Raw genomic sequence first — 12,834 nt, forward strand, 5'->3', positions numbered from 1 at the left:
CCCACACGGTGCCCGCCCCTCTGCGTACCTTCCTCAGGGCGTTGGGGGATGGAGTCGTTCGAGGTCAGGTCGCACCGGGCACCGTCGGTCCGGAGGCGAGCACCGAACGGTAGACCCTCTCGGTCGCGGCGGCGACATGGGTCCAGCTGTAGCGGCTGAGGACCCGCCGGCGGCCGGCCGCCCCGCATGCGGCACGCAGGGCCGGATCGGTGAGCAGGACACGCACCGTCTCGGCGAGGGCCTCGGGGTCCCCGGGCGGCACCAGTCGACCCGTGAGGGGGTCGGACACCGTGTCCAGCTGGCCGCCGACCGCGCTGGCGACGACCGGTCTGCCACAGGCCATCGCCTCCAGCGCAACGATGCCGAACGGCTCGTAGTCCGCGGGCACAGGACGACGTCGGCGCTCCTGATCACCGCCGCGACCTCGGTGGCGGACAGACCACCGGTGAACCGGACCCGATCGGCGACCCCCGCCTCGCAGGCGATCCGCCGCAGCCGGCGCACCTGCGGATCAGAGTCGAGGCGTTCCGGAGGTGGACCCCCGACCACCAGGAGTTCCGAGTCGGGCAGCAGGGGCAGTGCCCGGACGGACACGGCGGCGCCCTTGCGGGGCACCAGGCGCCCCAGCTGGAGCAGCCGGTGCGGTCGGCCGCCCCGAGCGGCTGCCGGACCGTCCGGGGTGAAGCGGTCCGGGTCCACGCCCCAGGGCACCACGTTCACCCGCTCGGGAGGGACGCTCAAGAGCGAGAGTTCGCCGACCTCGTCGCGACAGGTGGCGACCACCCGGTCGCAGCGCAATCCGAGTTCGCGTTCACAGCCGGTCCGGACCGGCGGGCTGGTGTCCGCGGTTCCCTGGTGCCGGCGCTTGACCGTGCCCAGGGCGTGATGGGTGTGCACCAGGGGCAGCCGCGGCTGCCGCGTGGCCAACAGGGCGGCCACGCCGGGCAGCCAGAAGTGCGAGTGCACCAGATCCGGTGCCTCCTCCTGCCACAGATAGGACAGGTAGTAGCCGAACTCCCGCATGCGGGGCAGGAGTTCATCCTTCGGCAGCCACTCGGGCGGCCCGGCGGGGACGTGGTGCACCTCGACTCCGGGCCGCAGCCGACTGCGCTCCGGCAGGGCCGGGTGGTCCCGGCGGGTGTAGACGGTGACACGATGACCCCGGTCGGCGAGCCCGCCCGCCAGGCAGGCCACGTGGACGTTCCGACCGCCCGCGTCGGTTGCGCCGAGCGGGGCCGGCGGGCCGGCGTACTCGGACACCAGGGCGATCGACAACCGGGCGCCTGCCCCACCGCGGTCCCCGCGATACCTCACGAGACCGCCTCCGCCCTCGGCTGCTCCCGGGCTGCCGGGAAATGTGGGAGCCCATACCCCTCCAGAGCCGCCTGCCGGGCGCGCCCCGCTCTCGGCCGTGGCCGGCGGATGCGCCGGACCGCGGCGGGCGGCCCGTGCGGGGACGTGCGTGCGGCCCGGCCCGTGCCGAGTCCGTCCATGCAGGTGACCGCCGTGCACGCCTCCGGCAGGCTGGCGCACAGGGATGAGCCGACGAGACCGGCTCCGCCGGTGACGACGGCATGCTTACGGCGGGGCGGAAAGGCGCTGCCCATACACGGCTCCTTCGGGCGGGACGGCCGAGGCCGTCCCGCTTCGGTGGGTGCTGCCGCCTGACCCGCCCGGAATGCGGGTTCGAACCTCGGGCGTCCGCGGGTGGAACCGAAGACGCACCCGGGTGCTGCGGCGAAGCACGCAGGGGGAGGGCAGCACTCAGGGCCGGCGCCACCGGTCGTGGTCCATGTGCGACCCGGCCATGGGTCCCATCCGCAGCATGCCGCCGTCCACCGTCCAGGAGGCGCCGGTGACGTAGGAAGCCGAGGGTCCGGCCAGGAAGGCGATGACGGCGGCGACCTCGTGGGCGTCGCCCGGCCGGCCGGCGGGAATGCCCGGCCGGGGCTCCGTACGCACGTCCTCGTCCTCCTGGCCGGTCATGGGCGTGGCGATCTCCCCTGGAGCCACCGAATTCACGGTGATGCCGTGTTCGGCGAGTTCGAGTGCCATCACCTGGGTGAGGAGGCCCAGTCCGCCCTTGGCGGCGCAGTACGGGCCGGCGCCGACGCGCGGCTGGTGTTCGTGGACCGAGGTGACGTTGACGATCCGGCCGCCGGAGCCCTGGCGGATCATGTGCCGTGCCGCCCGTTGACCGCACAGCAGTGGGCCGACGAGGTCGACGTCGAGGACCTCGCGAACGGTGGCCAGGTCCAGATCCAGGAAGGGTGTGGCGGTACCGGTGCCCGCGTTGTTCACGAGCACGTCGATGCGCCCGAGGCCGTCGGCGAGTCGGTCGATGACATCGGCGGCCGCAGGCAGGTCGGTGAGGTCGAGCCGGGCGAGCACGGCACGCCGGCCGCGCGCCCGGACCTCCTCGGCCGTGCGCTGGGCCCCGTCCTCGTCCTGGTGCCAGGTGATGCCGACGTCCAGTCCGGCCGCGGCGAGTCGCACGGCGACGGCGCGGCCGATTCCGGAGTCGGAACCGGTGACCACCGCCGTGGCGGGGGAGAAGTCCAGGGGACTGATCACGGTCAGAGCCTCTCGTCAGGGCCAGGACGGTTCCCGGCGGGGAACCACGACCAGTTCGCCGACCACGCTCCCGGCGGGCACGGACAGCGCGTACATGACGGTGTCGGCCACGATCTCCGGGCTCTGGAGCAGAGCGGTGTCGGCCTCCGGGAACCGGTCCATGATGAAGGCGGTCTCCATTCCGCCGGCGATGATCCCCGTGACACCGATCCCCGTGCAGTCCCGCTGCGCCTCCTTGAAGAGGGTGTGGGTGAACGCCCGCAGCCCGGACTTGCTCGCCGCGTACGGGCCCGCTTCCGTCCAGGTCCGGTTCGCGGCGGTGGAGAGGATGTTGACGATGTGGCCCCCGCCCGCGGCCACCATGCGCCGGTAGGTCTGCAGGCACAGGTACATCGGCCCGAGCAGGTTGGTGGTGACCACGTGCCTGACCTCCTCCGCGGTCAGGTGCGCGACGGACTTGGACACATCGACGGCCGCGTTGTTGACGAGGATGTCCACCCGTCCGCCGTCCGCCTCGACGTCTCCGAGGACGGCTGCGACCGCGTCGGGGTCACACACGTCCATCTCGACGAAGCGGGCGCGCCCGCCCGTCACCACGAGATCCGCGCAGAGTTCCTGTGCGAGGTCCTTGCGTACGTCGGCGACCAGGACGGAAGCGCCGGCCGCGGTGAGCCGCCGCGCGATGGCGGCGCCCAGACCCCGGGCCCCACCGGTGATCAAAGCCTGCTTGCCCGTCAGGTCGACCTGTACCGCGCTGTTCATGCTGTGCCTTGCCTTCCCTCGGTTCCGGCGGCGCGGCCCCGCCCCCCGGGGGGCGGCGGGGGCCCGGCGCCGTCGCGTCTCGTGGGACCCACTCTGGGCATGCACCGGGCACCGGGCGCGCGGGGTTAGGCCACCAGGCGGCGCGCCCGCCCCGGTTCTGGTCCTCTGGGCGGCTCCGTGGGGCGCTCTGCAGACATCAGCCCCGCGCGGAGGCGTGCGACCGTCGGCGACGGGTAGGTGCTGGACGCTCCCGGCTCGTCACCCGGGCACCGCATCCGCGAGCCCGACGGTCCGGGGCAGGAACGGCCTTCGAACCGAGGAGGGCAGACCCATGACCGAATTCCCACAGCCGGATCCGCCGCGATCCGACGGGCGCAGCGCTCAGGGCGGGGTACCGCCGGGGGAGACACCGCCCGGCGAGTCGAGCACCGGTTCCGGGGCCGGACCGTACCGTCCCCTCACCCGCGGCTGGGGCAAAGGCCCCCTGGTGGTGATCTGCCTGCTGGCTCTGGCCGTCGCCCTGTTCTTCCTCGCCTACGCCGTCATGCTGAACCTGTGACGACAGATGCCTCCACGACGAGAGGACGTGCTCATGAGCGAGAGTGATGCCCGCGGCGACGAGGTCTACCAGCCCCAGCCGGAGGATGAGCCTTCCGAGCTCCAGCCGGACATGGACGACAGCGTCGGCGAGCCCGACACGGACGCCCAGCTCGATCAGGGCTACTCGCCCCCCGAGCGGCCCTACGCGAGCGAGCGGAACGACACCACCGCCGAGGGGCAGCGCAGGGGCGAGAGCCTCGATGACCGCCTCGCCCGGGAACTACCCGACCAGGAGCGCCCGGCGGGGGACGGTATCGGTGACCTGTCGGAGGGGGACGGTGAGCCCATCGGCCCGGAGGCCGGCGGCGATCGCGCGGGACGGCTGGCCCCCGCCACCGCCTCTCCGCACGAGAACGACGTCCTCGCGCACGACGTCGGCATCGACGCGGGGGCCGCGTCTGCCGAGGAGGCCGCCGTGCACATCGTCCGGGATCCCGAGGAGACGGAGCCGTAGCGTCACCGGCCTGGCGCCGGCCGTCTCACCGCTCCCCTGCTCGGCGCCCCCGGGGCGCCACCGTCGCTCTTCTGGTCCACCTCAAGCGCTCGGTGACGCTGCCGGGCGTCCGGCCTCGTCATACGTGGCCCGCCCGCAGGAGCCACGATCCGCCGGTTTCGGGCGCGGAACGTCGGGAAGACGCCGACTGCCGTCCAGTGGTCCCGCCTGCGGGGCCGACCAGAGCCCAGGAAACCGGATCGACGGTTCGGAGATGGTGGCCCATGAACGCGAGCACGAGTGCCGCCCCGGCCGCGACCGCCGGCCAGGGATACGACGCGACGCCGTATGTGCCGGCGCGCGGCGGGCTGGCGGGTCTGCGGCGGGCAGCTGCCGGATGTCAGGGGTGCCCGCTGTTCCGGGAGGCCACGCAGACGGTCTTCGGCCAGGGCCCGGCGCGGGCACGGCTGATGCTGGTGGGGGAGCAGCCCGGCGACCGGGAGGACGTACAGGGTGAGCCGTTCGTGGGCCCGGCGGGGCAGCTGCTGCACCGGGCGCTGGAGGAGGCCGGCCTCGGCGACGAGGACGCGTACCTGACCAACGTGGTCAAGCACTTCAAGTTCACGCCGGCCCCGCGCGGCAAGCGCCGCATCCACAAGGCTCCGAGCCTGCGGGAGATGACCGCCTGCCGGCCCTGGCTGGTGGAGGAACTGCGGCTGGTCGCCCCGGAGGTGCTGGTGGTACTGGGCGGTACGGCGGGCAAGGCGCTGCTCGGCTCGTCGTTCCGTGTGGGCGAGCGACGGGGTGTTCTGCTGCCGATGCCGGTCCTCGACGGTGACCCGGGCGCTGACCCCGGGCAGCTGCTGGCGACGGTCCATCCCTCGGCGGTCCTGCGGGCCGATGACCGGGAGGCGGCCTTCGCGGGGCTGGTCGCGGACCTGTCGGTGGCCGCCACCGTCCTCGAGTGACCGCCAGGGGATGCAGCGCGGGGTGCGGCTGCAACCGTTCAGGAGGAAGGCGGGTAGGGGGCCGCCTTGAGCTGCCGGGCGAGGTGAGCGGTGTTTGCTGCGAGGGTTTTCGTGGTGGCCGCGGTCTTCTCGGGGATCTTCTCGAGGTCCTGGTAGTCGGTGCCCTGCATGGCTTCGCCCACCCAGTAGGTGACGGCGTTCGGAGCCAGGGAGAAGCCGACGTCGTTCAGGCCCTGGAAGAGGTCGGCGCTGACCTTGTGGGCGCCGTCCTCGTTGCCGACGACGCAGACAGCCGCGACCTTGCCGTAGGTGAGCATGCGGCCCTCGTCGTCGGTCTCGGACAGTTCCGCGTCCAGGCGTTCCAGGACTCGCTGGGCGACGCTGGAGGGGTGGCCCAGCCAGATGGGTGTGGAGAGGACCAGAATGTCGGCGGCCATGATCGTGGCCCGGATTTCCGGCCAGGCGTCTCCGCTGCCCATGTCCGTCTTCACACCGGGCTTCACGTCGTGATCGACGATACGGATCGTCTTCCCGGTGACGCCGTGCTCGGCGAGCGCGGCCATCGTCTGTTCGGCAAGCAGCTGGGAGCTGGAGGAGGCGGGGGAGGGGGACAGGGTGCAGACGAGTGCGACGGCGCGGAGCGGGGTGTTTCCTGTGGTGTTCATGATGTCCGGCTACCCCCGGGCCAGGCCTGCATCCCGCCTTTTCGCGTCGTTCTGGGCCGGGCGGCCCATCTCACCTGATGGGCTCGCCGAGGACGGCTTCGGATGCGGTGCGGCGGTGGACGATGTCGCCGGCGATGTCGGTGGGGCCCTGGTGGTGGCGGTCGGCGTGGTCGTTGAGGCGTCGGGCGGCTTCGGCGGGGGTGATGCCGGCGGTGGCGGCCACCATGTGGCCGGCCTTCGGGTGGCAGGGGGCGCGTGCCGCGGGCCTCACGCTCCACCGTCGTCGCCGCGGGCCTCACGCTCCACCGTCGTCGCGGCGGGCGCGCCCGCGCCCCGGCAGGAACTCCTGGATCTTGGCCCTCAGCCCCTGGCGGACCATGCCGGCCCGGTCGCTGTCCCCCTTGAGGATGGAGGCAGAGGTGGCTTCGATCTGGTCGAGGTCGGCGTGCGGCGGGATCGGCGGGACGGCGGGATCCGTACGGAAGTCGATGACGAACGGCCGGTCGGCGGCCAGGGCCTGCTTCCAGGCGGCGTCCACGCCCTCCGGGCTCTCCACCCGTACGCCGTCCAGTCCGATGGAGCGCGCGAAGTCGGCGTAACGGACGTCGGGCAGTGCCTGCGAGGGCAGGAACTGGGGGGCGCCGGACAGGGCGCGCATTTCCCAGGTGACCTGGTTGAGGTCGTGGTTGTTGAGCACCGCCACGACCAGCCGCGGGTCCCGCCAGTCCTGGAAGTACTTGGCGGCGGTGATGAGCTCGGCCATGCCGTTCATCTGCATGGCGCCGTCGCCGACGATCGCCACCGCCGGGCGATCGGGGTGGGCGAACTTCGCACCGATGGCGTAGGGCACGCCGGGACCCATGGTGGCCAGGGTGCCGGACAGCGAGCCGCGCATGGTTCCGCGGATCCGCAGGTGCCGGGCGTACCAGTTCGCCGCCGAACCGGAGTCGGCCGCCAGCATCACGTCATCGGGCAGCAGCCCGTCGAGGGCGTGCACGACGTACTCGGGGTTGATGGGGTCGGCGGCGACCTCGGCACGCCGTTCCATGACCTCCCACCAGCGGGCCGTGTCCTTCTCGATCTTCTTGCGCCAGGATCCGTGCTTCTTGCGCTTCAGCTGCGGGAGCAGGGCCGCCAGCGTCTCCTTCGCGTCCCCGACGAGGTTCACCTCGAAGGGGTAGCGCAGTCCGACCATGAAGGGGTCGATGTCGATCTGCACGGCGCGGGCCTGGTCGAACTCCGGGAGGAACTGGGTGTACGGGAAGCTGGAACCCACCACCAGGAGGGTGTCGCAGTCCCGCATCATCTCGTACGAGGGCCGGGTGCCCAGCAGCCCGATCGACCCGGTGACGTACGCCAGGTCGTCCGGCAGGGCGTCCTTGCCGAGCAGTGCCTTGGCCACCCCGGCCCCCAGAACGTCCGCGGCCTCCTCGACCTCGGGCCGGGCGTGGCGGGCCCCCTGGCCGATCAGGACGGCGACCTTCTCGCCCTCGTTGAGGACGGCGGCGGCCCGCGCGAGGTCGGCCGCGGCGGGCACAGGGGCGTACGAGGGGCTGCCGAGGCTGGACGGGACCATCTTGAAGGTGTGGGTCGGCGGAGAGTAGTCCAGTTCCTGCACGTCGGCGGGCACGATGACGGCGGTCACGGTGCGTTTGGCGTACGCGGTCCGCAGGGCGCGGTCGATGACGTTCGGCAGCTGTTCGGGGACGGTGACCATCTCGCAGAAGGCGCCGGCCACGTCCTTGTAGAGGCTGAGCAGGTCGACTTCCTGCTGGTAGGAGCCGCCCATGGCGCTGCGGTTGGTCTGCCCCACGATGGCGACGACCGGTACGTGGTCGAGCTTGGCGTCGTAGAGGCCGTTGAGGAGGTGGATGGCGCCCGGGCCGGAGGTGGCCGCGCAGACGCCGACCCGGCCGGAGAACTTGGCGTAGCCGACCGCTTGGAAGGCGGACATCTCCTCGTGGCGCGACTGGATGAACCGCGGTTTGTCGTCCGCGCGGCCCCATGCGGCCAGCAGACCGTTGATCCCGTCACCCGGGTAGGCGAAGACGTGCTCCACATCCCATTCGCGCAGGCGCTGGAGGATGCAGTCGGAGACGTTGATCGACATGATGCTCCTTCTCGTGGGTCACTTGTCGGTCGGCCCGGCGAGCACGATGCCCGGCATCACCCGTAAGGGGACGGGGCTTCCTCAGCATCGCCTTCCGGCCCGCCGCACCACGGCTACCGCCACGGTGGCGGCGACGAGCAGCACGAGGCCGCGGCGAACCCCTGGCTGTGCCAGGAGAGACTGTGCGAGTGGCGCTCCATTCGTGATCTCGGGCCCGCTCCCAGCGCTTGCCCCGGTCAGCTGGTCAGTGACGAGCAGGGCTTTGACACGCGCGGATTGGGCTGTCTCGGCTGGGTCCTTACCGGCCATGTCCTCGTTCCTTTCATGCGCGGGGCGAGGTGGGGGGAACTCATACTTCCTGTGCGGAAAGGCGGTGCAACTTCAGGTGAGCCGGGCGGATCATCGCGTAGCCATGCACTGCCCCTACCCGCCCATGCCCGGACAACCCCATGGAGCAGGTCGGGCTTGCGGGGGCTGCTGGGGAGCGGGGCACTACACCGCGCCGCCCGGCGTGACGTTTTGTCCGGCCGCACCACGGGCACGCGCGAGTGACGTTTTGTCCGGCCGCACCACGGGCACGCGCGCGGCGGGGGGTCCGTTCTCCCGTCCCTGGAGGCGCTCGATCCATGACGTCATACGGCTACTTTCTGGCATGCGAGGAATTCACCCCCGGCCGGTTGCTGGAGCAGGCTCGCCGAGCCGCCGACGCCGGGTTCACCCGCCTGGCGATCTCCGATCACTTCCACCCGTGGAACGACGCACAGGGCAACAGCCCGCTGGTGTGGTCCATGATCGGAGCACTCTCACAGACCGTGGACCTCCCCGTGACCACCTTGGTCACGTGCCCCACCACGCGTCTGCATCCCGCGATCACCGCTCAGGCTGCTGCTACGTCGAGCCGGCTGCTCGATGGCAGGTTCGCCTTGGGTGTGGGCACGGGCGAGGCGCTCAACGAACACGTACTGGGCGATCGCTGGCCGCCCTTCGCTGAGCGCGCCGAGATGCTGGAGGAAGCCGTCGACGTGATGCGCAAGCTGTTCACCGGCCATCAGACGAGCCACCGGGGGCGGCACTACACGGTGGAGAACGCCCGCCTCTACACCGCTCCGCACGGCCTCCTCCCCATCTACGTGTCGGCCTTCGGGCCCAAGGCGGCCGAACTCGCCGGGCGGATCGGGGACGGGTGCGTCCTGATGGGCCCCGACGAGGAGGCCATCGGGCGGTTCCGGGCCGCGGGAGGGGAGGGAAAGCCCGTGATCGGCGGACTCAAGGTGTGCTGGGGCGCGAACCGTGAGCAGGCCGTGGACACCGCGCACCGGCTGTGGCCCACCGAGCACCTGCCCGGTGAGCTCAACCAGATCCTGCCGACCCCCGCGCACTTCGAACAGGCGAGCAGTCTCGTCACGCGCCACCAGGTGTCCGAGAACGTCCCCTGCGGCGACGATGTCGAGGAGCACGTGGCGGCCGTACGAGCCTACGCGGAGGCGGGCTTCGAGGAGGTGTACGTCGGGCAGATCGGCCCCGACGACGAAGCGTTCTTCGCGGGATACCGCGAGAAGGTACTGCCCGCCCTCGGCGGATGAGGTTCCCACTGCGAGGAGTATGCGATGAGCGACGAAAGCGGGCCGAGCCCGCAGGCCCGGCAGATGCGCGACAAGGCTCAGGAGCTGGAACAGGCGGCGCAGCGGGCGACGGATCCCGCAGAGCGGCAACGGCTCACCGACAAGGCACGGCACATACGCGAGAAGAGCGAGCAGGAGTTCGGTCCGGGCAGCGGAACCATGGACCCCATGTAGACGGGGCCCGGGAGGACCGGCGCGTGACTCCGGCGGGAGCGGGCAGGCGCCGGTACGGACGATGCGGAACGGACGGAAGGTGAGGAACCGATGACCGAGTACGAGCGCTCGCGCACGATGCCCGCGCTGCCGGAACACGTTTTCGACCAGGCGTCCAACGTCGATCAGATGGATCAGTGGCTTCCGGCCGAACTGCATGTGCGCGCCGAGGAGCTGCCGGCGGTGAACGTGCATGAGGACGGCGACGGTGCCGACAAGGCGGCCGTACTGCAGGCCCGCACGGACCAGATGCGTCTGGAGTGGGGGACGCGGGAGGGCGGCGGGTACACCGGGTGGCTCCAAGTGGCCGGCCATGACGGGGGCCCCGCCGAGGTGACGGTCCATCTGTCGTTCCTCACCCGGCAGAACGATCCCGGAGAGCAGGCGGTGAACGACGCCCTCGACCGCAGTCTCGCGCGCCTGGAGGAGCAGGTGCGGCTTCGCGTCGACGGCACGGCCGGCTGAACCGCCGCAGCCGGTCCGCCCGCGTGCTCGCTTGCAGTGCCGCGGCGCCGCTGTCGTCCTGCCGCCGCCTCAGGCGGAGCCCTTCCTGCGCAGCGCGTCCGGCTTGTGTACGGCGGAGCGACCGGATGCGTCGCTCTCCACCTCGTACTGGGGCTGGTCGGCCGAGGCGTCGACGGTACGGCCGGCGGCCCGTGTGCGTTTCGTGATCTTCTTCTGCACCCTGCCCGTGACGTCCTGGCCGTGGCTGCGCCACGAAACCTTGTCACCGCGGGTCAATTTCTTGTCACCGCCCATGATCATCTCCCGTTCTCGGCGGGCGTTCCCCGGTGCGGCACCTTCCCCGTACGGCCGGGGTTACGCGGGCCGGGGCGGACCGTACGGGGCAGGGGCCGGACCGGAGCCCGGCCGCGCCCTGGCACGGTCGAGCCGCCTCGACCTTGCCGGGTAGGGCGGACAGGGCGGACAGGGCGGGCAGGGCGGACTAGGGCGGACTACGGCTTGTCCAGAGATGCCAGGCCGTCCACCCAGCGGGCGTGGCGTTCCGCTTCGGTCTGCTCCCACCACGGGGTGCCGCGTTCGCCAAGGGCAACCTTCGCCGTGTGCACGCGACGCCTGGCCTCGCGCTCCCCCTCCTCGTCGTGCGCGCGCAGGGCGGCGCCCACGGCTCGCCGTGCCGCCATCAGGTGAGAGCGCAGGCGCGCGGCGGCATCGGCGGGCAGGTCCGGGTCGGTGGCACGCCAGCGCCTCCCCTCGATGAGGACGTAATGCCCGTCCGAAGTGAGTTCCGGCGGGGGCTTCCGAGTCATCGGTGCGGCGTCCGTGCATGGCCACGGTCCACCCCGGCGCCCTGTTCTTTCACGCGCGACTCGCGAGGGCGGACGCCGGGCTGTCGGCCGCTATGGTCGCCCACCCCGCTGACTGGTCCGACCGGTCCGACCGGTCCGACCGGTTGGCCCCCGTGCGGGGGGAAGGTGACGTCGGCGCGGTGGTTGCGCGGCCTTCGTGCCGGCATGCGATCGACTCCTGACAGCGGGGCAGCGGGGCAGCGGGGCAGCGGGACAGATGGCTGGCAGGGGTGACACCCCATCGTGGGCGCTTGAGCCGTGGCGCGCATTCCGGTGTGTGCGGGGCGCCGGCTCACGCATGACTGAGGGCGTGCCGGCCCGAGCGGAGCTCGGCCAGGAGACGCGCGGCGTCGGTGAGGAGGGTGCCCTGGAGCGTCGGGGCCGCCGACCGGCCCTCCGGGTGGGTCAGCGACTCCTCCTGGATCCGATCCAGTTGGGATGCCGCATCCTCGATCACGTCGGCGAGGCGGCCGTCGTCGGTTCGGGAGGTCTGTCCTATCTCCTCCATCGCGCCGGCCGAGGTCCTCAACACGGAGGCGTAAGCCCTACGGAAGGACGGCGGCAGGTCTTCGATCTCCCCGCTGTCGATGGCGTGGTCCAGAGTGCGCGTGATGGAGCGCAGGTGGTCCAGGGAACGCTGGGCGATGGTGATCGACTCGCGGGTCCGGGGGAGTGCCTGGTCGGCGCCCTCGAAGCTGCGGCGGGGATTGAGGCGGCTGTTCTCCTCTTCCTTCTCGATGCTCCCGTGAACGGCGTCGCAGTCGCGGGCGAGGCGTCGCCAGTCGTGGCGCCACTGCTGCACCCGGCCGGCGCCGGGAGCGGTCGCCTCGAAGGCGTCGGCCAGGCCCTTGACCCGTTCGCTCATCTCCGCGTAGAGACCGGCGGCTGCCGTCTGCCGGTGGCGGGCGTGTCGGGCGGGAGCCAGGACGACGTGGGCGGCGAGTCCGCAGACGGCGCCGATCGCCACCGACGCGGCCAGGTGCCCGATGTAGTCGATTCGGCCGTGCCCCGAGGAGAAGGCGAAGAATCCCACGATGGCGACCTGGGTGCCCTGCTGGCCCAGCCGCCGGACGCGGCCGAGAACCAACGCGGCCAAGGTGAGGAGGCCGAAGGTCCAGCCGTGGATGCCCGCGGTGGCCGCCAGCGCGGCGGCCAGGGTGGCGCCGACCGCCATCGCAATCGCGTACTGGGCGCAGTCGAGCAGCGAGCGGTACAAGGTCGCCTGCAAGGCCACCATCGCGGTGAACGGCGCGAACGTCGCCACGGCCGGCGGCAGGACGTAGCGGGCCGCCGTCCACGCCACCATGGCCGCCACCACCGTCTTCGCTCCCAGAAGCAGGTCGTCCCGCTCACGGCCCGCCTGCCGGACGCCACGCCACACATAGGCGGCGGCATGAGCAGCCGCCGACTTCGCTCTTCCGGGTGCACTGAGCCACCTCGGCACGATGCATCACCTCCTCGGGGCCGTCTGCCCGGCTGACGAGGGGCACACGCGCGCAGGCCCGGGCGGCGGCATGGACGGTGGCATGGACGGGCGGTGGCATGGACGGGCGGCGGCATGGACGGGGGAAGGCAGG

At 72.0% G+C, this 12,834-nt stretch carries 14 protein-coding genes and 1 pseudogene; 6 read left to right on the forward strand and 9 right to left on the reverse strand.

Annotated features, from left to right (window positions below; all coding sequences use genetic code 11):
* Nucleotides 1–64 precede the first annotated feature (64 nt).
* The 3 genes and pseudogenes from ACWGIF_RS30110 to ACWGIF_RS30120 all read right to left on the reverse strand — a co-directional run bounded on the left by ACWGIF_RS30110 (nucleotide 65) and on the right by ACWGIF_RS30120 (nucleotide 3,336).
* A pseudogene (locus tag ACWGIF_RS30110) lies at nucleotides 65–1,275 on the reverse strand (glycosyltransferase).
* A 489-nt stretch (nucleotides 1,276–1,764) separates the two neighbouring features.
* Nucleotides 1,765–2,574, reverse strand: a complete 810-nt coding sequence (locus tag ACWGIF_RS30115) for an SDR family oxidoreductase (RefSeq protein ID WP_453502187.1) — start codon at nucleotides 2,572–2,574, stop codon at nucleotides 1,765–1,767.
* 15 nt (nucleotides 2,575–2,589) lie between these two features.
* Nucleotides 2,590–3,336, reverse strand: a complete 747-nt coding sequence (locus ACWGIF_RS30120) for an SDR family oxidoreductase (RefSeq protein WP_453502189.1) — start codon at nucleotides 3,334–3,336, stop codon at nucleotides 2,590–2,592.
* A gap of 331 nt (nucleotides 3,337–3,667) precedes the next feature.
* On the opposite strand from ACWGIF_RS30120, the gene ACWGIF_RS30125 reads away from it, so the two are divergent.
* The 3 genes from ACWGIF_RS30125 to ACWGIF_RS30135 all read left to right on the forward strand — a co-directional run bounded on the left by ACWGIF_RS30125 (nucleotide 3,668) and on the right by ACWGIF_RS30135 (nucleotide 5,337).
* Nucleotides 3,668–3,895 (forward strand): DUF6480 family protein, encoded by a 228-nt coding sequence (locus tag ACWGIF_RS30125; RefSeq protein WP_453502191.1) that lies wholly within the window; start codon nucleotides 3,668–3,670, stop codon nucleotides 3,893–3,895.
* Between the two features lie 33 nt (nucleotides 3,896–3,928).
* Nucleotides 3,929–4,390, forward strand: a complete 462-nt coding sequence (locus ACWGIF_RS30130; protein WP_453502193.1) for a DUF5709 domain-containing protein — start codon at nucleotides 3,929–3,931, stop codon at nucleotides 4,388–4,390.
* Between the two features lie 263 nt (nucleotides 4,391–4,653).
* Nucleotides 4,654–5,337: a UdgX family uracil-DNA binding protein gene (locus ACWGIF_RS30135; RefSeq protein WP_453502195.1), complete on the forward strand. Its 684-nt coding sequence runs from the start codon at nucleotides 4,654–4,656 to the stop codon at nucleotides 5,335–5,337.
* A 38-nt stretch (nucleotides 5,338–5,375) separates the two neighbouring features.
* On the opposite strand, the gene ACWGIF_RS30140 is transcribed toward ACWGIF_RS30135, so the two are convergent.
* The 3 genes from ACWGIF_RS30140 to ACWGIF_RS30150 all read right to left on the reverse strand — a co-directional run bounded on the left by ACWGIF_RS30140 (nucleotide 5,376) and on the right by ACWGIF_RS30150 (nucleotide 8,112).
* Entirely contained in the window at nucleotides 5,376–6,002 is a 627-nt protein-coding gene (locus ACWGIF_RS30140; protein ID WP_453502197.1) for a flavodoxin family protein, read from the reverse strand.
* A gap of 70 nt (nucleotides 6,003–6,072) precedes the next feature.
* Nucleotides 6,073–6,228 carry a hypothetical protein gene (locus ACWGIF_RS30145; protein WP_453502199.1) on the reverse strand — a complete coding sequence of 52 codons (156 nt, stop codon included), beginning with the start codon at nucleotides 6,226–6,228 and terminating at the stop codon, nucleotides 6,073–6,075.
* A gap of 69 nt (nucleotides 6,229–6,297) precedes the next feature.
* Nucleotides 6,298–8,112, reverse strand: a complete 1,815-nt coding sequence (locus tag ACWGIF_RS30150) for a thiamine pyrophosphate-requiring protein (RefSeq protein WP_453502200.1) — start codon at nucleotides 8,110–8,112, stop codon at nucleotides 6,298–6,300.
* Nucleotides 8,113–8,738: 626 nt separating this feature from the next.
* Between ACWGIF_RS30150 and ACWGIF_RS30155 the strand changes: the two genes are divergently transcribed.
* The 3 genes from ACWGIF_RS30155 to ACWGIF_RS30165 all read left to right on the forward strand — a co-directional run bounded on the left by ACWGIF_RS30155 (nucleotide 8,739) and on the right by ACWGIF_RS30165 (nucleotide 10,412).
* On the forward strand, nucleotides 8,739–9,695 hold the full coding sequence (locus ACWGIF_RS30155) for a TIGR03557 family F420-dependent LLM class oxidoreductase (protein WP_453502201.1): 957 nt from the start codon (nucleotides 8,739–8,741) through the stop codon (nucleotides 9,693–9,695).
* 24 nt (nucleotides 9,696–9,719) lie between these two features.
* Nucleotides 9,720–9,908, forward strand: coding sequence for a DUF6381 family protein (locus ACWGIF_RS30160; protein WP_453502202.1), 189 nt, complete (start codon nucleotides 9,720–9,722; stop codon nucleotides 9,906–9,908).
* A 90-nt stretch (nucleotides 9,909–9,998) separates the two neighbouring features.
* Complete coding sequence (locus ACWGIF_RS30165) at nucleotides 9,999–10,412, forward strand: SRPBCC family protein (protein WP_453502204.1); 414 nt, start codon at nucleotides 9,999–10,001, stop codon at nucleotides 10,410–10,412.
* Nucleotides 10,413–10,481: 69 nt separating this feature from the next.
* Here the strand turns inward: ACWGIF_RS30165 and ACWGIF_RS30170 are convergent, their stop codons facing one another.
* From ACWGIF_RS30170 to ACWGIF_RS30180, 3 genes are all read right to left on the reverse strand, one after another.
* Nucleotides 10,482–10,706: a DUF2945 domain-containing protein gene (locus tag ACWGIF_RS30170; RefSeq protein WP_453502206.1), complete on the reverse strand. Its 225-nt coding sequence runs from the start codon at nucleotides 10,704–10,706 to the stop codon at nucleotides 10,482–10,484.
* 197 nt (nucleotides 10,707–10,903) lie between these two features.
* Nucleotides 10,904–11,218: a hypothetical protein gene (locus tag ACWGIF_RS30175; protein WP_453502207.1), complete on the reverse strand. Its 315-nt coding sequence runs from the start codon at nucleotides 11,216–11,218 to the stop codon at nucleotides 10,904–10,906.
* 331 nt (nucleotides 11,219–11,549) lie between these two features.
* Nucleotides 11,550–12,701, reverse strand: a complete 1,152-nt coding sequence (locus ACWGIF_RS30180; RefSeq protein ID WP_453502208.1) for an FUSC family protein — start codon at nucleotides 12,699–12,701, stop codon at nucleotides 11,550–11,552.
* Nucleotides 12,702–12,834: the final 133 nt, after the last annotated feature.

The organism is Streptomyces sp. NPDC054849 (assembly GCF_053610945.1).